This is a genomic window from Lederbergia lenta NBRC 16444 (genome assembly GCF_001591545.1).
In the GTDB taxonomy this organism is placed as follows: Bacteria; Bacillota; Bacilli; order Bacillales; family Bacillaceae_C; genus Lederbergia; species Lederbergia lenta.
In genome coordinates this window covers 177364-198556 of sequence record NZ_BCVC01000002.1, presented here as the reverse complement: position 1 = coordinate 198556, position 21193 = coordinate 177364, and the positions used below count along the sequence as shown (strand labels likewise).

General features: G+C 35.4%; 15 protein-coding genes and 1 pseudogene. 4 read left to right on the top strand and 12 right to left on the bottom strand.

All coding sequences use genetic code 11. From position 1 onward, the window contains the following. Positions 1 to 314 precede the first annotated feature (314 nt). Positions 315 to 1706, bottom strand: coding sequence for a glycoside-pentoside-hexuronide (GPH):cation symporter (locus BLE01S_RS10860; protein ID WP_082788695.1), 1392 nt, complete (start codon positions 1704 to 1706; stop codon positions 315 to 317). A 101-nt stretch (positions 1707 to 1807) separates the two neighbouring features. Next, positions 1808 to 2494, bottom strand: a pseudogene (locus BLE01S_RS21480) (Gfo/Idh/MocA family oxidoreductase). Between the two features lie 418 nt (positions 2495 to 2912). Here BLE01S_RS21480 and BLE01S_RS10845 point away from each other — a divergent pair. Further along, positions 2913 to 3761, top strand: coding sequence for a sugar phosphate isomerase/epimerase family protein (locus BLE01S_RS10845; protein WP_066141478.1), 849 nt, complete (start codon positions 2913 to 2915; stop codon positions 3759 to 3761). Between the two features lie 357 nt (positions 3762 to 4118). Here BLE01S_RS10845 and BLE01S_RS20815 read toward each other — a convergent pair whose 3' ends face one another. Then, positions 4119 to 4280 (bottom strand): hypothetical protein, encoded by a 162-nt coding sequence (locus BLE01S_RS20815; protein WP_157419496.1) that lies wholly within the window; start codon positions 4278 to 4280, stop codon positions 4119 to 4121. A gap of 485 nt (positions 4281 to 4765) precedes the next feature. On the opposite strand from BLE01S_RS20815, the gene BLE01S_RS10840 reads away from it, so the two are divergent. Together BLE01S_RS10840 and BLE01S_RS10835 are read left to right on the top strand one after the other, a co-directional pair. After that, entirely contained in the window at positions 4766 to 6352 is a 1587-nt protein-coding gene (locus BLE01S_RS10840; protein WP_066141475.1) for a PTS transporter subunit EIIC, read from the top strand. 102 nt (positions 6353 to 6454) lie between these two features. Continuing rightward, positions 6455 to 7192, top strand: coding sequence for a glucosamine-6-phosphate deaminase (locus BLE01S_RS10835; RefSeq protein WP_066142237.1), 738 nt, complete (start codon positions 6455 to 6457; stop codon positions 7190 to 7192). Positions 7193 to 7563: 371 nt separating this feature from the next. Here the strand turns inward: BLE01S_RS10835 and BLE01S_RS10830 are convergent, their stop codons facing one another. Continuing rightward, the gene (locus BLE01S_RS10830; RefSeq protein WP_066141472.1) at positions 7564 to 8244 is read right to left on the bottom strand and encodes a response regulator; all 681 of its coding nucleotides are present in this window, start codon (positions 8242 to 8244) and stop codon (positions 7564 to 7566) included. 49 nt (positions 8245 to 8293) lie between these two features. After that, a complete protein-coding gene (locus BLE01S_RS10825; protein ID WP_066141469.1) occupies positions 8294 to 9436 on the bottom strand; it encodes a sensor histidine kinase in 1143 nt (380 codons plus the stop codon). A gap of 861 nt (positions 9437 to 10297) precedes the next feature. On the opposite strand from BLE01S_RS10825, the gene BLE01S_RS10820 reads away from it, so the two are divergent. Next, positions 10298 to 10930, top strand: coding sequence for a YigZ family protein (locus BLE01S_RS10820; RefSeq protein WP_066142234.1), 633 nt, complete (start codon positions 10298 to 10300; stop codon positions 10928 to 10930). A gap of 169 nt (positions 10931 to 11099) precedes the next feature. Here BLE01S_RS10820 and BLE01S_RS10815 read toward each other — a convergent pair whose 3' ends face one another. From BLE01S_RS10815 to BLE01S_RS10785, 7 genes are all read right to left on the bottom strand, one after another. Further along, entirely contained in the window at positions 11100 to 11978 is an 879-nt protein-coding gene (locus BLE01S_RS10815; RefSeq protein ID WP_066141466.1) for an ROK family protein, read from the bottom strand. A gap of 139 nt (positions 11979 to 12117) precedes the next feature. Next, positions 12118 to 13008 carry an ROK family protein gene (locus BLE01S_RS10810; RefSeq protein WP_066141463.1) on the bottom strand — a complete coding sequence of 297 codons (891 nt, stop codon included), beginning with the start codon at positions 13006 to 13008 and terminating at the stop codon, positions 12118 to 12120. Continuing rightward, positions 13005 to 14420: a glycoside hydrolase family 1 protein gene (gene gmuD, locus BLE01S_RS10805; RefSeq protein WP_066141460.1), complete on the bottom strand. Its 1416-nt coding sequence runs from the start codon at positions 14418 to 14420 to the stop codon at positions 13005 to 13007. The genes BLE01S_RS10810 and gmuD overlap by 4 nt, the downstream gene beginning before the upstream one ends. Positions 14421 to 15149: 729 nt before the next feature. Further along, positions 15150 to 16655 (bottom strand): response regulator transcription factor, encoded by a 1506-nt coding sequence (locus BLE01S_RS10800; protein ID WP_066141457.1) that lies wholly within the window; start codon positions 16653 to 16655, stop codon positions 15150 to 15152. Then, entirely contained in the window at positions 16648 to 18447 is a 1800-nt protein-coding gene (locus BLE01S_RS10795; RefSeq protein WP_066141454.1) for a sensor histidine kinase, read from the bottom strand. The genes BLE01S_RS10800 and BLE01S_RS10795 overlap by 8 nt, the downstream gene beginning before the upstream one ends. Positions 18448 to 18678: 231 nt before the next feature. Next, positions 18679 to 20133, bottom strand: coding sequence for an ABC transporter substrate-binding protein (locus BLE01S_RS10790; protein WP_066141451.1), 1455 nt, complete (start codon positions 20131 to 20133; stop codon positions 18679 to 18681). A 30-nt stretch (positions 20134 to 20163) separates the two neighbouring features. Then, positions 20164 to 21159, bottom strand: coding sequence for a carbohydrate ABC transporter permease (locus tag BLE01S_RS10785; RefSeq protein WP_066141449.1), 996 nt, complete (start codon positions 21157 to 21159; stop codon positions 20164 to 20166). Positions 21160 to 21193: the final 34 nt, after the last annotated feature.

Below are 21193 nucleotides of genomic sequence, written 5' to 3'. Positions count from 1 at the left end.
TTTTGAATAAAATTTCATTTTCGCAAAAAATATGCGATACATAAGAATAGAATGATCAGTTATTTTTACCTAAGTATTTTAATAATTATAAATGGTAATTTTATTAGAAAATGGATGTCATTAGATAAATTGTCAAATCTGATAATAGGAATTGAAATCTTTTAGAATACTATCTTTATATATAAAAAGACTCTCTAAAGATCGGTTGAAATCGACGTTTAGGGAGTCTACATAAATATTACTTAGTTCCAATTGAATTCCAACTTTTATCCTTTCTTTTCGCTATATGATCAACCGTTTACATTTTTTCTTCGTCATAGATTGCGCTCGGCTATTTCTTTTGTAATTTGCCCATGCGTTTTATCTAGTTTGTAGAACATTAAAACGAAAATTTCCAATACGGTGAGTATAATCGGTGCCAATATCATTAATATTCTAATCATACTAATCGCATTGTCTGATATAGCATCTGGATTATAACCTACCCATCCTAAGGCATATGCTACGAATGCGGATCCAATAGCAACCCCAAATTTTGTTGCAAAACTGTATGCTGAGTAAAGCAATCCTTCAGTACGCTCGCCATATTTCCACTCTTGATAATCAATACTATCCCCTAACATAGTTAAGTTCGCTGGCTCACCGAATCCAATGAGTACGTTAATAAAGAAGAATAATAAAGCAAAAAGAATGGTAGATTGACCTTCAACGAAAAATAGTAAGACTAATAATACTACTACGATTGAATACATACCGATACTTGAATTTCTATTTCCTAATCTCTTAATTAAGTATGGTGCAATAACTGCTCCTACTAGGTTAGCGACATTTAGCAGAGTTAAATAGACCGGTACCATATGTGGTTTGTCGAGCACATAGTTCACATAATAAATAAGGATTGCGTTCATTACCCCCAAACGAACAAACCACAATAGTACGTTGACTGCGGAAACCACCCATGGTTGATTTCTAAACATTTGCCTAATAGATTTTTTTAGATTTGGCATTTTCTCCTTTTTAATCGATTGAGTAATCTTTTCTTTACAATTTTTAAAGACTAATAAAAACAGGACAATCCCAATAATTGAATAAATTGTCATCACAAATGGAAATCCAACTTGTAGACTTCCTTTTCCAAGGTAACTAGCCAATGGCAAAGTTAAAGCAGCTACAATAATACCACCTATGGATCTACCAATTGAACGAAAACTACCTAATTGTGCTTTTTCACCCGAATCTCTCGTCATCATTGTCATTAAAGTACCATACGGTAAATTAATAGCAGTGTAAATCATCCCTAGTAAAGTGTACGTAATATAGGCATAGACTAACTTCCCTGTATCCGTAAAATTGGGTGTAATAAAGGTTAATACACTTAATATTCCAAATGGAACTGCCATCCACAATAGATAAGGACGCGCTTTCCCATGCTTGCTATTTGTTCGGTCAATTAAGACTCCCATAAGAGGGTCGTTGATGGCATCCCAAATCCGCGTGAGTAGAAATAATGTTCCAACCGCTGCTGCGGAAATACCGAAAACATCGGTATAAAAGAAAAGTAAATAACTCGTGGCCATTCCCCAAACAAAGTTCGAAGCTAAATCTCCATATCCATAGCTAATTTTCTCTCTTAAAGTTAACTTATCTTGTAAAGTTGGCCTGTTTGATAAGGTTGCCTTATCTGTCTTTATCGTTGTTAGATTCATCTCTTAGTCTCCGTTGTTTATTTATTTTGGTAACTCCACTCTCACCCAATATAGACTTGTTTCTGCTAGATAGTTTTCATCTTTCTCTCATCAAAATACTTTTATTTCAGTTCTACTGCCTTTCCCGTTTCAGCAGATTGATAGATAGATTTCAAATTTGTGTTACAACATAATCTTCTTCAAGCTTCACCAGTTGCTCGCACTGTCATTGAGAATAGCTTCGATCCACTGTTTCGCTTCTTGGTAACCCATATCCATTTCTCGCCATTCAAAGTAAGAAATACCTGGGGGTTGAGTTGTGTCGATTCAATTCTTTGTCCATATTTTGTACTGTTAAAAGTTACATAGCCTTCGTTTTTGTACGGATTTCCAGACATCTCTGCTCCAGCTTCTAAGCTTCTAATCCACAGAGAGTAACTTGTGCTTCTTTTTTTTCATCGAGCAAGTTTAATGTCCACGACGCTTCTAACGTAATCGTAGCTCCGTTTTCCATTTTTATATAACCAAACGCTGAATCTTCAACCTTGTATTCATCTGGATTCCAAGGTCCATTGTATGAGTACCAATATCAATCACCGGGCCGCCACCATGTTTTTCTTTGTCCCTGAAGACTCCCCAAGTCGGGAGCCCTCTTCGCCGAATCGCCTGAGCTGCTCTTTTGCAGCCTTTTTACCCCTCTCAATCAAAACATCGCAAAAACCAACAATCTCTACATCGTCTACTTTTGCCAATGAAGGTAAATGTTTTTGATTGGCGTTCCCTCCACATCCAATGATTGCTACCCTCATTTTACGTATTTCTCACATTGTTTATCTCCCCTTATGTTTATTGACTCACTTTCATAAAATAAACTAGATATATCCAAACTGACTATTTAAAGCGCTTACCAATACCATAATCATAATTAAGCAATAAATTGAATCTCAACTGATACGTTTCGCAATTTTCCAAAAGCGCTTTCAGAAATAACTCATTTACAGATTAGTATATAAAAATAATCTTGTCAATATATTGTATGAATTATTGAAAGATTACTTATTCTCACTCTTATATACATTACTATTACTTAAAAACACAATTTTCGTTTAAATATCCATTTTACATTTGACAGTTTCTATCAATCTGATAAACTTTTTACTGAAAACGTTTTTTGAAACCACTTTCAGAAGACGATTACACCATATTGTTATTTGGAGGAATATACATATGATTAAAGGTTTAAGTGAAGCTGGACTTGCAAATGTGGAAAATGTGGAAGAGTTAATTAATTTAGCTTCTGAAAATGGATTTGGAGCTATCGATACCAGTGGATCCGCTTTAAGAAACTTTGTTGCAGAAAAAGGCTTGTCCGAAGCGAAAGCCTTTTTGAAAAAGAAGAGAGTTATCATTGGATCTATGGCTTTTCCAGTGGAGTGGAGACAAACCGATGAAGAATTTAGAGATGGCCTAGAACTTTTGTTAGCTGATGCAAAAACAGCCGCTCAATTTGGTTGCCATACTTTCTTCACATACTTCATGCCTTCAACTGACAATAATGTCGTTGAGCATTTAATGATCCTTACGAAACGTATTCGAACATCTGCCCGGTTATTGAAAGAGTATGATATCAACCTAGCATTGGAATTTGTTGGACCACATCATTTGCGAAATAAATGGGAAAATATATTTATCTGGAATATCAAATCTACAATTGAATGGTTAGATATTATTGGTGAAGACAATGTTGGAATCGTACTAGATAGCATTCATTGGTATACGAGTGAGGGAACACTTGAAGACATTATTTCATTAAAGCCACATCAGATTGCTTATGTTCACCTTAATGATGCAAAAGACGGACCGGTAGAAGAAGTGCTTGATAATGATCGTTTATATCCAGGTGAAGGAGTGATTGATTTAAATGGATTTCTTCGCTGCTTAAAAGAAATTAACTATACTGGCGTAGTTTCTCAAGAAATTTTATCCATTGAAGAACCTACGGAAACAAATGAAGTGCTCGCTGGTCGTTCAAGAAAAGCATTTACAAAAGTTTTTACTGAAGCAGGTTTAGAATAATAATTACTTTATAACAAATAAAATCAGATTTAACTTTTGTACACCACTCATTATACCCTCTAAAAGTAGATAGCTAATCACTTTAATCTATCTGCTTTAAGGGGGCGAATTCTTATGTCTAAAAGAACTCTTAGTTTAAGAAAATCATTAGTTTTCTTGCTCCGACTCTCCACCATATCTTTATAAATTGATTTTGTGCCTTATCTTAATTTACCACGCAATTAAAACGAAATTTCGTCCATTTTGGACTAGTGCTTCTGCTGGGCTATGGATCCACAGTCAATCCCCTCTTTGTCAGGGAACACATGCAGGAAGAAAAAAGCAAGTTTCCGTGATTCAGAACGTAAATTTGCTTTTTTATGTTCTCTTTATTTTTGTTTCTATTTTAGCGCCATTATCCTCTTTGGATATAATGCCGAATAAAGTCATCGCACCTTGTTCAAATATCCTTAATGATGCAGGCTCCAGTCTTGTTAATTCTTCATGGAATAGAGCCTTTTGTCGTGGATGAAATACCAATTTTTATTTTCCTGTGATTCTCTGATTCTCATTATATTTCAATGTGTGGTACAAGTTTTGTGCTTCATCCTCTTGTGATTGCTCCAATGGCAAAAAATAATATTAAATATTAGTATGTCCTCACCGAAACAACAATCTACTTTACAAAGGCCCATGTTAATAATAGGATGGTACGTTCGCCTGATTTTTTTTTCACAATGTGGAGTAATATTCAAAATTGGATTAAAGAGTTTTAGTTATAAGAATATATTGTTTGCATTTTTTTTAAGTGATAACATGGGTTCAGAAAGTCAGATGAAAGGGTTTGCTTAAATATTCATCAATTTTCTAATAGCACGTCTCTAGAGATAATTTTATGTTATTAGGAGTATGTTTCCGGAGAACATACAAAAATAACGAGGGGGAATATTTTAGAATTATATATTGCTTAAGTATCTTTGAATTCAACTTGATTTTCTAATTTATAAATTAGTAGGTGAGGAATTATGAGAACGAGTATCCAAAAGTTCGGTAAAACACTAATGGGGCCATTATCAATCATTGTAGCCTCTGGATTGCTTTTAGGTATAGTATCCATCTTACAGAATCCGGCTCTTGTTGGCGAAACTGTTTCTAACGCTGTTATTATTCAGAATTTCATAGGCGGCGTTCGGGCGATTGTTTCTATGATGTTTGGTTTGCTCCCTATTTTATTTGCTATATCCGTAGCAACTGGAATGGCAAAAGAGGATAAAGAGATAGCAGGTTTTGCTGTAGTAATCGCCTTTATCATTTTCCATGTAGTGATCGGTTATTTATTACAATTAAAAGATATTACTCTCGAAACCACTTCAGTGGAATATTTGCTGAAACAGGGGCTAACTCAAATTCAAGCGTTTGAGATTTCAAATGCTTATGAAACAATGTTAGGTGTATTTACGTATCGCATGGGAGTTTTTGGAGGAATACTTGTAGGTCTATGGACTGCTTTTATTCACAACAGGTATCACACGAAACAACTTCCTACAGCTTTTAGTTTTTTTAGTGGTAATCGTTTTGTACCAATTGTCATCATTGTTACGATTCCGTTCATCTCTATTGCAACTTTCTTTATATGGCCTTATTTCAATAGTGCCATCAACGGGCTGGGAACCTTGATTAGTAAATCAGGAGCATTTGGTACTTTTATGTATGGTTTTTCCGAGCGTTTGCTTATACCAACAGGTCTACATCATGTATTAAATCAGTTGATTCGTTTTACACCAATTGGCGGCACTGCAGTTGTTGACGGACAAACAGTATCAGGAGCATTAACTATTTTTAATTCAGTACTTGCATCACCACAACCAGATATTGATACATTAAGACAATCAACTCGCTTTTTGACACAGGGATCCCATGCTTTCATGTTATTCGGCTTACCTGCTGCATGTTTCGCAATGTATAAAACTGCTTATTTAAAAAATCGGCCAAAGATTAAAGGAATGCTTCTTGCATCTGCTTTAACTGCGTTTGTAACCGGTATTACTGAACCGATAGAATTTGCGTTTATTTTTATCTCACCAGTTCTTTGGATATTCCATGCGTTTATGGCAGGGTTGTCATTTTTCCTAATGACTTTGATGAATGTTGCAGTTGGGAATGCTGGGGGAGGAATGATTGATTTAACCATCTTTGGGATTTTACAAGGAACTTATACGAGATGGTACTTAGTCGTGTTAGTGGGTATAGCTTATGCAGTTATTTACTACTATGTATTCAAATTTGTGATTCTGAAATTTAACGTTAAAACACCTGGGAGAAACACAGACTCTGAATTAAGCGAGGAAGAAATCGAAGTAGCATCAGATGGAGACCAACTTGGAGCTACTATTCTTAAAGCTCTAGGTGGAAAAGAAAATGTTGTAGAAATTGATAATTGCATTTCAAGATTAAGATTAATACTAAATGATACTTCATTGGTCAATGAATCATTACTAAAAGCAACCGGATCCATGGGACTTGTTAAAATTGATACGAAGAATATTCAAGTCGTATATGGTCCTAAAGTAGAACAAGCAGCACGGTCCTTAAAAAAGGAAGTAAAAAAATAGCATTTTAATTAGTGGTTCGTCTTAGTGATGAAACCATTGATATATTAACATCTTAAAAGGAGGGAAGTTCATTAAAGCAATTTCGCTTTAATGAAACACCAAATGAAAACTATATTTGTAAAAGATTATAATGAAATGTCAAAAAAGGGTTATGAATTAATGAAAAAAGTGATAGAAACGAAAGAGCAACCAGTCATATCTATGACTACGGGTGGGTCACCTAGAGGATTGTTTAAATTATTAGTAGAAGATATTAATAATGGATTAGATATTAGTAATACGACAATTATGAACTTAGATGAATATATGGGCCCTAAAGATGCTGTTTATACAGTAAGAACATTTATGTATGAAAATCTATATAACTTAGTCAATACAGAGCCTAAAAATATTTTTCTAATCGACGGAGAAACTCAGGACACAGATAAAGAAATTGCTAGATATAAAGAGATTCTTAATCAATATCCTAGAGATGTACAAGTATTAGGATTAGGTACGAATGGTCATATCGGTGCTAATGAACCAGGAACCCCTTTTGACTCAACTATGTTCTTAGCTCAGCATGATGAATCTACTATTCAAAGTACGATGAGCGGCTATGGCATATCAAGAGAAGAAGCTCCAACAGAAATGTTAACGCTAGGATTTACTGAAATATTAGAAGCAGAAAAAGTAATACTTCTTGTATCTGGAAAATCTAAAGCAGAAGCAGTAAAAGCTTTACTAGAAGGTGAAATCACAACAGACTGTCCTGCTACAGCACTTAGAAATAGTGATAACGCAATCGTAATCATTGATGAGGAAGCAGCATCACTATTGGAACAAGATCACACAAGCTGATAAGTCATTCATATAAGAGAAAGTAGTACAACCAAGAATGTTGGTTTGTACTACTTTTTTTAATATATGCACTAAATTCATTTAACTAACGGTCAAACTTGAGCGAGAAAAAGCCACTTTATTGTCACCATTTTCCAGTATATGTGTATTTGGGAAGCTGAGCAAAAGCACCTTCCTGAGCTTACTGGCCGTTACATATCTTTTACGAGCCGTCACTGGCTTTTTACTGGCCGTCGCAAGTCATTCTCAAGCCGTCAGGTGAAGCTTACAAGCCTTGGTGAAACGTTTACTAGCCGTCCTCACTTTTTTCTACTTTTTCTAGCAAGCATAAAAACGCCCTAAGCATTTTAGCTTAGGACGTTTATTTATTCTTATCGAACTTCAACCCATCCGTTTTTAATAGCAGTAATTACTGCCTGTGTACGGTCGTTGACATTCATTTTTTGTAAAATATTGCTGACATGGTTTTTAACTGTTTTTTCACTAATAAAAAGGGCATCGCCAATTCCTCTATTACTTTTTCCATCTGCAAGCAATTGTAATACTTCACATTCTCTGCTTGTTAGTAAATGGAGTGGAACGTGAACTTCTGGCTGTTGATAGCCTCTTCCTTTATTAGATTGATTGGCTAGACGGCGATATTCGTTCACTAATTTATCCGTGACTTTTGGATGGATATAAGAACCACCTTCTGCAACCCTCTTGACTGCTTCGATCAATTCACTTGAATCCATTTCTTTTAGCATATATCCGGATGCACCTGTTTTCAGTGCATGCGTTACATATGCTTCATCGTCATGAATAGATAAAATCATCACTTTTGTTGTTGGAAAAGCTTCAATCAACTGACGTGTGGCTTCAATACCATTTGTCTGTTTCATATTTATATCCAATAAAACAACATCTGGAGAATGCTCCTCCACAAGGCGGACAGCATCACTCCCGTCATCACCCTCTGCTACCACGGTAAATGAGTGTTCAAATTCAAGTATTCGCTTCACTCCTTCCCGAAAAAGCTGATGATCATCAATTATTACTATCTTCGTCGTCACTAACTATTCCCCCTTAAATCTCTACCAACCATTTTATAATATTATATTCTTAATCAAGTAATGGTATTTTGATCACTACAGAAGTACCAAAACCTGGACTTGAGTCAATATTTATTTCACCTTCTAAAATAACAACGCGTTCTTTCATACCCATTATTCCGAATGAGTTGCTTTTTCTATCTTCAATATTAAATCCAATACCATCATCTTTTATGATAACATGTACATTATCTTCTCGTATCTCAATCGTTACTTTTATTTCATCTGCCTCGGCATGTTTAAGTGCGTTCTGTACAGATTCTTGAATAAGTCGAAAAAGCGCCACTTCATATTTTGATGCTAATCTCGTGTCTTTACCGAGATGTATAAACCGAATAACTGTCTTCTTATTGTATTCTTCGATCGTAGCTAGGTATTTTTGGAGTGTGGGAATCAATCCCAGATCATCCAGTGCCATTGGTCGCAAGTCATAAATAATTCTACGAACTTCGTATAGAGCGGTTCGGATCATTTCCTTTAGACTTCTTATCTCAATGAGTGATTGCTCTGGTCCTTGTTCCTTATGTACTCTTTCAGCTAAGTCCGAGCGTATTAGCACATTTGCTAAAAGCTGTGCAGGTCCATCATGTATTTCACGCGATAAACGCCGTCTCTCTTCTTCTTGCGCTTCAATGATCCGCAGTCCGAAGTCCTGTTTCATTTTCGCATCCTCAAGCACTTCGCCTATTTCTTTAATATCACTAACAAGATAATTAGAAACAATGGTTACTTGGGAGACAAGTGTTCCCGCCCGTTCAATTGTTTCTTGCAGAACGAGTAACTGCCTTTCCAAATCATCGCGTCGTAACCTCAATTGCTTTTCAGTTTGGCGGTTGACTAGCAATCTAGTATGTAATTCATGTGCTGTTTCATATACTTCTCGAACTTGTTCCTCGGAAAAGTCACGAAAATGTTTACTTACCTCGGATAGACGTAGCCGCGCGAGTCGCGTCTTCACTTCTAAAGCATCACTTTCTTCAATAACTTGTTTAACTTGTTCTTTCATATCTTTTAATTCTGCAACTATTGCATCATGGTCATTACGGCATTGTTCTCCGATTCGAAAGATTTCATCTTTACTGCGATCGACCGTTGTAATCATTTGATCAACAATATAATCTAATGCTTTTACATCTAATTTTCTTAATGCCATCTTTCCCTCCAGGGTAACCCCTTATTTGGCTATTTCTGTTTTACATGAAAATGTAAAAACTAAATAATATTTTCGATAAAAACCATCCTTTTCCCTTATAAAACCACCGTATTTTAATAGCCTACTCACTTTATACCCATAAAAATGAATCTAAAGCCTTAATCTTATAAAATTCTCTAAAATAGGTTTAACATTATCAACGCATTATTGATTCTAATTACTTATTATATCATGTATAGTAATGAGTGTTGATAAACATTGAACTTTCGTATTGCTTTGCATATTGTTTGTTTATTACTGATAAAAATGCATGCGATCTGGCGGCTATCGTTAGCATATATGTTTATTATATATCGAGATTTGTAAATAAAAAAGCCTAGTATCCAAATCGAGATATTATTGAAACCTTATAGTAATAATAGATATGTCATTTAGTTTCATTTAAAGGCTGTTTAGTTTGTACTCCATAAAAATACCTAGTATGTAGTTAATTTTACCACAAAAACCCCCTTCTTTTGAACGGAGGATTTTTTGTTTGCTACTCTAGCTGTAGTTTTATCATAACCAATCATACAACAGTTATCGGTTGTTATTGTTGATCAAGTAAAAACAAAGGACTATATTACAGATGATTTCGATCCACTCGTCCGAAATGTAAATACATAAGTCGATACCATTTGGCAATTTTACATGATCGAACTGTTTGAACGTCTGGACTGGAATGGTAAGTTAAATTCTTTAAATTATGATGTAGAGTTAGTAGACCTATACGAAGGAGTAATGATACAAAATCATTTAAGTGAAGATCAAGCGAAAGCTGTAGACGTTGCTAAATTTTCAATGAGAGAGGAGTTAGATTTGATGCTTCCGCACTATTTTACTGTAAAGGAAAAGGGCGAACATGAAATCATTATTCAAAAATCACGATTTATTACTTATGTGGGCCGAGTGGAAACAGAAACGGCTGCCCAGGAATTCATTCAGGAAATCAAAAAAAAGCACTGGGATGCAACCCATAATTGCTCCGCTTATTTAATTGGCGAACAAAACCAAATTCAAAAAGCCAATGATGACGGGGAACCAAGTGGAACCGCAGGTGTCCCTATGCTTGAAGTACTAAAAAAACGCGATCTGAAAGATACAGTTACAGTAGTGACTAGATATTTTGGCGGCATCAAGCTTGGAGCAGGAGGATTGATCCGTGCCTATGGCAAGTCAGTATCAGAAGCACTTAACACTGTTGGTATTGTGGAGCGTAAATTAATGGTTATAATGCATGTCAAAGTAGATTATTCCTGGCTTGGTAAATTGGAAAATGAGCTTCGTTCTTCTGTTTATCAACTAAAAGAAATTCATTACTCTGATCTAGTCGACATTGAAACCTATGTAGAAGAAGCACAGGTAGAAAACTTTAGCGACTGGATGACTGATTTGACAAATGGACAAGGAATTATTGAAAGTGGAGAAAATGTATATTTAGAAACCGATGTGTAAGAAAAGGTACTGTCCAAAAATGTATATTAGTTCACTTTGGACAGTACCTTCTAATTTATTCGGTTATGGAACTGCGACTAGATTGTACCTAAAATAGAAATCAGCCCTACTATGTGAAAGAATATAAAATGAGCTAATTTTAACATCTGGCAGTACCTGACACCCGTTTTTATGCTTTTGATTCAAGTGCTTGCTTTGCTAACATAAGCGCACCCGTAATTCCAGCATCATCACCAAGTGCTGGTGGTACAATATATTCGTTGATTCGCTCAGAAATTTGCGGCATTGCCACATATCCATTTAGCAATTCCTGTAATTGTTTGTGAACGAGTGAGAAAATTTGCGCCTGTTTCATGACGCCACCGCCCATGATGATTTTTTTCGGCGATACGATTAAAATATACTGCATGAGCGCTTGTGCTAAGTAATAAGCTTCCAATTCCCATACTTCATGACGATCAGCAAGTTGTAAACCTTTTTTACCCCAACGTTCCTCAATCGCAGGCCCAGCAGCCATACCTTCTACACAATCACCATGATATGGACAGCGTCCTTTATACGTATCTTCTGGATGTCTACGTACGAGTACATGTCCCATTTCTGGGTGGGAAAGCCCCTGCAATAAATTACCTTGAACGACAGCACCAGCACCGATTCCTGTTCCAACAGTGATATATAAACAACTATCTAGTCCTTTGGCTGCACCATGCATTAACTCTCCTAAAGCAGCGGCATTAACATCTGTATTAAATTCAATCGGTACATCTAAGGCCTCTTTCATTGTTTCAACAAAAGGATAATTTCCCCAACCTGGCTTAGGTGTGGATGTAATATTCCCATATGTATTACTCGCTTTTTCTATATCAATTGGACCGAATGATCCAATACCCAGCGCTTCAATTGGATGCTTTTGAAAGAAAGCAATCACTTTCGGCATTGTTTGTTCTGGCATCTCCGTATCCACTTGAATTCGTTCAATTAATTCTCCTTCTACTGTACCAACTGCACACACGAATTTTGTTCCACCTGCTTCAATTGCTCCTAACATAAAAAACACCCCTACCCCACTATAATATATTATATCTTTAGTTTATCATGTTTATGGAAGTATGACATCGCTATATAACCGCTTAGCATCGACGAATGAACTGCGCAGAATTATTAGAGGATCCAGAGCTAACATCATCCTAGTGCTTTTGTAAAAAGTGATACAAGGCACCGATCAATCCTGCTTGATTACCTTGCCTGCATGCCTCAATTTTTATTTTTCGGGCGATTGGCGTAGGGACCTTGGCAACTTGTTGGCGAATAAAATCAATTAAATCTCCTCGCTCGCTAAGACCGCCGCCGACCATTATTTTTTCCGGAGCAAATATATGCATTAAATTAATAATTCCAAGCGACATCCGATAATAGAATCTTTCTACGATAATAGCCACTTCTTTATCGCCATTATCATAGAGTTGAAACCATTCTTCACCTGTTCGGCTTATATTGAACTCTTTGTTCAAATGGTCAATCATGTTCCATGTTGAAGCAACACGACTAAATGACCACTTCGCGAATAAATCATCCATTTCTCCTGAATGGTTTAAAAGCATCAATCCAAATTCCCCAGCCATTCCTTCTTGCCCATGCAAAATGCCATTATTTAAGTAAATGGCACCACCTATTCCTGTCCCAACCGTTACACAAAGAAATGATTCCGCATCTTTGGCATTACCTTTCCACTTTTCCGCCAATGCAGCACAATTTGCATCGTTTTCTACTTCAATTGGTATCTTTAAGTCCGCAAGTTCTTCTTTTATCTGACTACCGATTAAATCTGTTACTGAACCTGCATAAGAAACATAACCATTATCCACATTCACTGCTGCTGGGACACTCAGAGCAAGCCCAGAAATAGCTGGATACACGTTGATATCCCTATGAACGATACTGCGAATCAGTTTAAAAATCTCTCCTTCTCCTTGTTCAGGAGTCGGAATTCTTTCCTCTGATACGACTTCTCCTCTTTCATTCATTACGGCGGATTTAACATATGTCCCACCAATATCCATTACAGAGTAAAGCTTCATTTCACTGATTCTCCATCATAAAAACCATTCTGTATGGACAACTCTTTATACCATTCTCCACTCTTTTTAATTGTCCGTTTGAACCCATTATCCAGATCAAGAGAAATTAAACCATATCGGTTTTTGTATGCGTTTAGCCATGACCAATTATCAATAAATGTCCACACATGATACCCTTTTAAGTTGGCACCTTCCTCTATTGCTTTATGCATCCATTTCAAGTGGTTTTTATAAAACTCAATACGGTAATCATCTTGGACCTGTCCCTCGCTATTAAGGAATCTATCTTCGTTTTCCACACCCATGCCATTTTCGGAAATGAAACAAGGGATGTTTCCGTAATTTTCCTTCACATTAACTAAAATATCATAAATACCTTTTTCGTATATTTCCCAGCCACGATATGGATTCATTTTTCTTCCAGGCATTTCATAATGATCAAAATAACGTTCTGGCAAAAATGGTGCATTTGGATTTGGCATATTTTCCTTCGCCTTTACACGTCTTGGTTGATAATAATTTACCCCCAATAGGTCAACTGTATTATTTGCGATGATATCAAGATCACCTTCTTGGATTTCAGGCATAAAACCTTCTGTCTTCAACACATCAACCAATTCTGAAGGAAACTCTCCTTTAACAAATGGATCAAGGAAAGAGCGGTTAAAGAATAAATCAGCCATATTTCCCGCTTTCAGATCTTCAGGATGGTTACTGCGCGGATAGGATGGTGTTAAATTTAAAATAACGCCGATTTCACCTTTATATCCTTTTTCCTTAAATACTTTTACAGCTTTTGCTCCAGCTAAAACGGAATGAAAACCTGCTTGTACCGCTTTCTTAAAATCACATTCAGCTGGATAATGGTTACCGTATAAGTATTGTTGTTCAACAGGAACAACTGGTTCATTATGTGTAAACCACTTACTCGCTAAATCACCGAATAACTCAAAGCAAATAGAAGCATATCGTACGTAAGCCTGGACTACCTCTCGACTTTCCCATCCTCCTATTCTTTGCATCGCCATCGGCATATCGAAGTGATAAAGATTTACAAATGGTTCAACATCTTGGCTTATCATTTCATTAAGTACATTTTTATAAAAGGTAACCGCTTCCTCATTAACCTCACCATCACCAGTCGGGATTAACCTTGACCAAGAAATGGAAAGTCGAAAGCTATTATGACCGAGCTCTTTCATTAAGGATATATCTTCTTTGTATTGCTCGTAAAAATTAGAGGTATTCCCTGGTCCTACACCATTAAAAAAACGATTAGGTTCTTCTTGAAACCAGTAATCCCAAATATTCTCGCCTTTTCCACCTTGTGTTGATGCTCCCTCCATTTGTGTTGCAGATGAAGCAGACCCCCACCAAAAATCTGTCGGAAATGGATAAAATTTATTTTCCATATTGATCAATCCTTTCACTTAAATAATAAAAGGCGATGGAAGTTAATTTGCTTGTTGCAATAACTCCTACCGCCTTCCCAATTTTTTAATATATTCATCGTTTTAGAAAACCCTTACAATTACTATTATATATAAGAAGGTCCTGGTCATTAAAGTAAACAATTCTAAGATTTACTGGTAAAACTAAATAGAGAAAATCTCCCATGCTAAGATACGCTGACATTGAAAAATACACTTAATGTAAGGATTTGTTAAAAATGTTGATTTTCGTACCAATCTGTCAAGTTTAGCAGAGATGAAAATAAAAAGGGTATAATACAATACCTAAATTAGGCAATAAAATAAAGACTAAAATGACTATTCAACTTATTCAATATGATATCTCAATTGATTAAGAATCGTCGCAATATCAATACATCGCAAGTTGATTCAATTACAGTACAAAGCCCCTATATTCGTTAGGTTAATTTAGCATGAAGATTTCCGAGGAGATATAAAGCATCTTGCTGCGTTTGCATGAAAAGAACAAAACTATGTAAGAAAAAGAAAACCTAGTTGATTGGAGCGGAGGGCGGCGACTCCTGCGGGGTCCGCGAGACAGGTGAGACCCTGCAAGAAGCGTAGCGACTGAAGCGTCTCACCACTCGCTCCGCGGAAAGCGCCCGCCTGGAGCGGAAATCAAAAGTACCCTATATTAAAACAATCTTTTCAGTTTCCTCCAATTTAAGTTTAAATATTTCTCCATTCAGTAGGTGTTGCTCCTACATTTTTTTTGAATTGCTTATAAAAATAAGTCGTATCAGAATAACCTACTTGCTTACCAATTTCTCCTGCACGCAAATGGGTGCTTTTCAATAATTCTTTCGCTTTTTCTAATCTATAGTGATTAATATATTCTGAAAATACAACCCCAAGTTCTTTTTGAAATAATTGACCAAGGTAAATTGGATTGACATGGAAACGTTGACTTAATGTTTTTAAAGAAAGTTCTTGATTATAGTTCGCATGCATATACTCGAGTACATTTTGCACAATCGGGCTACGCGTATCATTTTGATTGTCAATTGTATGAATCAACTCATCACAATAGTCCTGTAGCACCTCTTGTATTTGCTCTATATTGGAGGCATACACGAGCTTTTCAATTGCTGATGTATGATTATAATATTTATCTATTTGCACCGAATGATGGATATATGAAATTAAATCAATCGTATATTTTCTCACAACAATATGTGATACATAAGACTCCCCCACATGTAATGCCCCAAAAAACTGTTTGATTCCCTTTGCTATTTCTTCCTCTGATTTCAACACTCTCTTTGCCACTTCCACTTTATACTCTTGTTGAACTCTTAATAACTGTTGCTTATCAATGTTTATTTTATCCGAAATCAACATATTAGCTTCCAAACAAATTTGATATAATGATAATTCTCTCGCTAAAATATAACTATCTTCCAGGTCCTCTATCGATGTTACTGCTTTACCCATCGATAGAAAAAAGTTCCCTATTTCCGCATATGCTTTTTCAAGATACCATGTAAGCTTTTTGTTATACTCTACCAATATATCTTCTCTTTCAGCTTCAAAAATAATGATCAATTCTTGATCCGGATTATAAAGACAAGTAGCCGAATAGTTTTCCTCAATATATCTTCTTAATTGTTTACTTTTTTTCATATCTCTATCATTCGTAAAATGAAGAATGGACACATTGTAAAATGATTGAATAAAACTCATTTCATACAAGGATAATCTTTCTTGCCAATCACTTTTTTCAATTTCTCCATTTAGCAACCGCCACAGTGTATTATCTTTTAATGTTGTAAATTCCGGATCATGAGCTCTATTTAAAGAGGTATATAATTTTTGACTAACTGCTTGAACTGTCTTGATTAATTCCTCTTCATCTACAGGCTTCAACAAATAATTTTCAATGCCAAGTCGCATTCCTTGCTTTACATAGTCAAATTCTTGATAGCCCGACAATATAATATATTTAATATGTGACTGTATTTTTTGCGATTCTTCAATCAACTGAAGGCCGGTCATTTTCGGCATCATAATATCAGTAACAAGTAAATGAATCGTGTTTTCCTTCATATACGCGAGGGCTTCCTCCCCGTCTTGTGCAATATAAACGACTTCAAAACCGTAATCTTCCCAATTTAATAAAGCTTGCAACCCTTGTGTTATGATTGGTTCGTCATCTACAAGAAGTACTTTATACATGCGAGTTTCCCCCTATAGGAATCGAAATTGTGATGATAGTTTCTATCCCTTCCATACTTTGAATGGATAAACCATAGTCTGTTCCATACTTCAGTCTTAAACGTTGATGCACATTTTTCAAACCAATTGATTGTATTACGTCTCCTTTATCATCAAGATGATCCATAATTTCTTTTAGCCTTGCTTTTGAAATTCCTATACCATTATCCTTTACAGTAATCTCTATCTTTTCCTCCACTCGTGAAACTCGTATCTCTAAATGATTGTCGGTTTGGTCTTTACGAAATCCATGAATCATATAGTTTTCGATAACAGGCTGAAGGATTAATTTTTGAATAGGTATATTCTCGATATCTTTAGGTATATCCACGATAATATCTAATTTGTTTGGATGATGCAGTTGCATTAGTTGTAGATATTGATTCGTATGATCCAATTCAATATATAATGGTACCGTTTCTTTAGAGTCGAGCGTATACCTAAATAATCTTGATAAGTGATAAATCATTTTACTAGAGGTTTTAGAACCTTCTATTACTGCAGCCATTCGAATTACCTCTAATGTATTAAATAGAAAGTGTGGATTGATCTGTGATTGCAACGCTTTCAACTCAGCTTGTTGCTGTTTAATATTTAACACATAAAAACGGTCAATGTAACTATTTAATTCATCAAGCATAGAATTAAAGCTATTTGCAATAGTTGAAAGTTCATCTTTTTGTTTAAATTCCGGTATACGAACGGCTAAATTCCCTTTCTCTACTTCTCGTATCGCTGAATCGATATCTTTAATTCTTGACGAGTAATTACGCATTAGTGAATACGTAATCAATATAGCGATAAATGTAGAAATGGCAATAACCAACCACATCGTACCTCTAACAATGGTTAATTTATTTAGTTCTTTTTGCGGGATGACAGCAATGTACGTAAAATGATTATGTCCAGCAATCGAGTTCACATAATAGGTTTCTCCCTCCCACTTCATCACTTTCTCATTTGTCTCTTGAGAGGATCCTTGAATCATTTGAGTAGGAATAGCTTGATTGGAGGAATAAAGAATTTCTCCATCATCATTCAATAAAAAAATAGAGGACTTTGCTTCTGTTTTTCTTTTTTTAATCATCTCATTCAATTCATCTGTCGTATAATAAACAGAAACTTCTCCCATTTTTTTTAGTGTACTAGGATTATTTATGTCCCGTTTTATTATAAATGTGTCCTGTAATTCTCTTGAAGGGATCTTAACATACGGAATTGGATTTAATTCATTTTGGTAATATTCAATCGTTGAATAGTCTATCGATTCTTTAATAATCGAGCTATTCCACCGTAAATAATTATAAATAAATAAATATTCAATAGATGGGGTTTCATTGGCTTGTAAACTAATCGCATTCACATCATTATATTGATCAAAATAGCCATTGAAAAATGTATTAATATCCATGGGAACAAAAGAAGGACTATCTGTATATCGATCGAGACGATACTTAAGATAATCTTGATATCCATTTTGAAGGGCGTAAGACATATCATTAATTAGGCCATCTTTCCCATAAAGATCTCTTATCATATTTGTAACATCTGTTTCTTTACGAGTAAAATAATCATCTACTCTTTCCAAAGTTCGCGTACTCAAATCCATTTCCCTTTGAATAAGTACTTCAGAATAATAGTTTGTGATTGTAACAAACAAAATGGAAACTGTCGCTATGATCGTAATAGAGGAAGTTAATAATAATTTATTAAATATTTTATGCTTATAAGGTAGTTTTCTCTTGAAGTCCACGCTTTTTTTGCTCCCTCATTAAGTTTGATAAGCTTATTATATTACTATTATATCACGGATTGAAAATATCAAACGAGGCCAACCAATGGATATACAATTAAATATTTATATGGATTCCTCTTATCGTCTCATGATTATAGAATATGAACATGCATCTTAAAACAGGGATTTATAAACCCATTGTAATCTATAAAAAAGTGCAAGCCGGATTTCCATCCGGCTCGACTCTTCTTATTTATTTTCTTTTTTCCACTCATCATATTGTTTTTGAATTTCTTCCATTACTTTATCCAAACCAGCTTCTTTGAATTTTTTGTTCGCTTTTGGTAAGTATTCTTCTGGATCAACTGTTCCAGTCGCCAATGCTGGATAAAATTCTTCTGCAACGTTTGAGATAGACGCAATTTCAGATCTTACTGGATTACTATCAAAATGGAATCCTAACGTTGGTGCTGCTGTTGATGATTCATTAAACGCTTTGAAAGCATCCCATTTATCAGCAGGGTCCTCTTCATATAGATATAAGTTGAAATGGTTTCCAAGTGAATATGTTGGCATATTGTATCTTTCTATACGAGCTTCAAGGTCTTTAATTGTACCATCTTCATTTTTCTCATAATGTTCGCCTTCGATTCCTTTATCTACGAGGTTACGAAGATATTCATCTGTGTTTAATAAGTTCAAGAATTCCATTACTTTTTCAGGATTTTCAGTTGTAGATGAAATAGCTTGTATTGCACCTGTTACTGAACTATTGAATGTAGTAGGCTCTTCAGCTGGTGTAGAAACAACTTCATATTTTGCCGAACGTGACCATAATAGATCAGCATAAGGTTGTGAATCTCCCATGCGAACAAACCAGTTTTCTACATCCATCGGCCATGATTCTTTACTTGTAGCTGCATCAGCTTTGATGTAGCCTGCTTTATAATAGTTATGCATTGTTTTATATGTTTGCATTGCTTCGTCAGACTCATAGAAGTTGATTACTTTATCTGTATCTCCTTCTAATGGGAATGCAAATGGAAGTTTACCAGTTAACACATAGTCAAACGGTAGATAAGCATTAAATGTTGCGATTGGTGAAATCCCTGACTCTTTTTCTTTAATTACTTTCAGCATTGGCTCTAAATCTTCTAATGTTTTCACTTTAGAAATATCGAAATTATATTTATCTACTAATCTTTTGTTAAAAGTATAAACTGATTGACGACCTGCTTCTTTATTGGATGGGATGCCGTATAATTCTCCATTCACTTTGGCACCTTCCATTAGAGCTGGATCAAGCACTTCTTTAAGCTCTTTACCATGGCTATCTAGCAATTCATCCAATGGTTCAAATGCACCCTTTTGCGCATCTTGTACATATTTACCACCACTTGTATAAGCTAAATCGAAAGGCTCACCAGAGGCAATAATCACTTGCATCTTTTGTTCGTAATCGCCCCAGTCAATTTGAGTAAGCTTTACAGTTGCATTAATTTTTTCTTTTGTATACTTATTTACTTCCTCAAATACCTTATCCGTATCTTTTTGCGGTGTACCAATCGTATACCATAAAATTTCATACGGTTTTTCTGAAGACCCGCTTCCTTTTTTGCTTGTTTCCTTATCATTTCCACAAGCAGCTAAAATACCGCCAATTCCTAACATTAAAACAAGAAACATTAATAATCTCTTTTTCATTTCATCTTTCCTCCCTTAACACTATGTTTTTTATTCTTTCACGCCACCAATAGTTAGTCCGCTAATAAAGTATTTTTGAAAAAACGGATAAGATATTGCTATTGGTAATGTGGCGATTACTACCATGGCCATTTTTGCAGCATCTGCTGGTATGGTTGAAAATAAACTAGATTGCATCGCACTTATTTCAATATTTTGTCTCATAAACTCAAGATTATTTTCAATCTTCATGAGTAAGGACTGTAATGGGACCAAGTCTGGTACATCAATAAACAGCAATGCGTTAAACCAATCATTCCAGTAGCCCAAAGTACTAAATAATGCAATGGTCGCAATCCCTGGTAATGATAGTGGGAAAACAATTTGGAAGAAAATTCGTGTTTCACTCGCTCCATCAATTCTGGCAGATTCCAAAATAGATTCGGGAACGGATCTCATAAAAAATGTCCTCATGATAATAATGTAAAAGGCATTCATTGCGAGTGGCAATATTAATGCCCAAACAGAGTTTTTCAACCCTAAAAACTGTGTGGACACGATATAGAAAGGAACCATTCCTCCTCCAAAAAGCATCGTGAAGAATGCAAAGAATGTAAAGAACTTTCTATATATAAACTGTTTTCTAGAAATCGCATAGGCATAAAAAGCAATCATCAGAACGCTAATAACTGTTCCTACTACAGTAATGAAAATGGTCACACCATATGACCGTAATAATTGATCCTTCATATGCCATAGATATTGATATGCTTCAAGACTCCATGCTTCGGGGATAAGTTGGAAACCATTCTGCACAATCGTTGCCTCATCTGTAAAGGAAATAACGATTACGTAGAAGAAAGGAAACAAACACATGAATGTAAATATAGCCAATGATATATTCAAGCCCCAGTTCGTTACTGGGTGAAAACCATGAGGATCAAACTTCTTTTTTCGTTTATTCTTTGAAACTACTTTAATATTTTTGTCACTAGTAGAAAGAGTTTCTGCTTCAACAAAAGTGTTTTTTGTATTTTTGCTCGCCATATGTTTCAGCCGCTAAGCGACCTGCCCCCTTTCA

Excerpts from the sequence above, each read along its gene's own strand:
- BLE01S_RS10860 (WP_082788695.1), bottom strand. The coding sequence starts at position 1,706 with ATGAATCTAACAACGATAAAGACAGATAAGGCAACCTTATCAAACAGG.
- BLE01S_RS10845 (WP_066141478.1), top strand. The coding sequence starts at position 2,913 with ATGATTAAAGGTTTAAGTGAAGCTGGACTTGCAAATGTGGAAAATGTG.
- BLE01S_RS10840 (WP_066141475.1), top strand. The coding sequence starts at position 4,766 with ATGAGAACGAGTATCCAAAAGTTCGGTAAAACACTAATGGGGCCATTA.
- BLE01S_RS10835 (WP_066142237.1), top strand. The coding sequence starts at position 6,455 with ATGAAAACTATATTTGTAAAAGATTATAATGAAATGTCAAAAAAGGGT.
- BLE01S_RS10825 (WP_066141469.1), bottom strand. The coding sequence starts at position 9,436 with ATGGCATTAAGAAAATTAGATGTAAAAGCATTAGATTATATTGTTGAT.
- BLE01S_RS10820 (WP_066142234.1), top strand. The coding sequence starts at position 10,298 with ATGCTTCCGCACTATTTTACTGTAAAGGAAAAGGGCGAACATGAAATC.
- BLE01S_RS10815 (WP_066141466.1), bottom strand. The coding sequence starts at position 11,978 with ATGTTAGGAGCAATTGAAGCAGGTGGAACAAAATTCGTGTGTGCAGTT.
- BLE01S_RS10810 (WP_066141463.1), bottom strand. The coding sequence starts at position 13,008 with ATGAAGCTTTACTCTGTAATGGATATTGGTGGGACATATGTTAAATCC.
- gmuD (WP_066141460.1), bottom strand. The coding sequence starts at position 14,420 with ATGGAAAATAAATTTTATCCATTTCCGACAGATTTTTGGTGGGGGTCT.
- BLE01S_RS10800 (WP_066141457.1), bottom strand. The coding sequence starts at position 16,655 with ATGTATAAAGTACTTCTTGTAGATGACGAACCAATCATAACACAAGGG.
- BLE01S_RS10790 (WP_066141451.1), bottom strand. The coding sequence starts at position 20,133 with ATGAAAAAGAGATTATTAATGTTTCTTGTTTTAATGTTAGGAATTGGC.
- BLE01S_RS10785 (WP_066141449.1), bottom strand. The coding sequence starts at position 21,159 with ATGGCGAGCAAAAATACAAAAAACACTTTTGTTGAAGCAGAAACTCTT.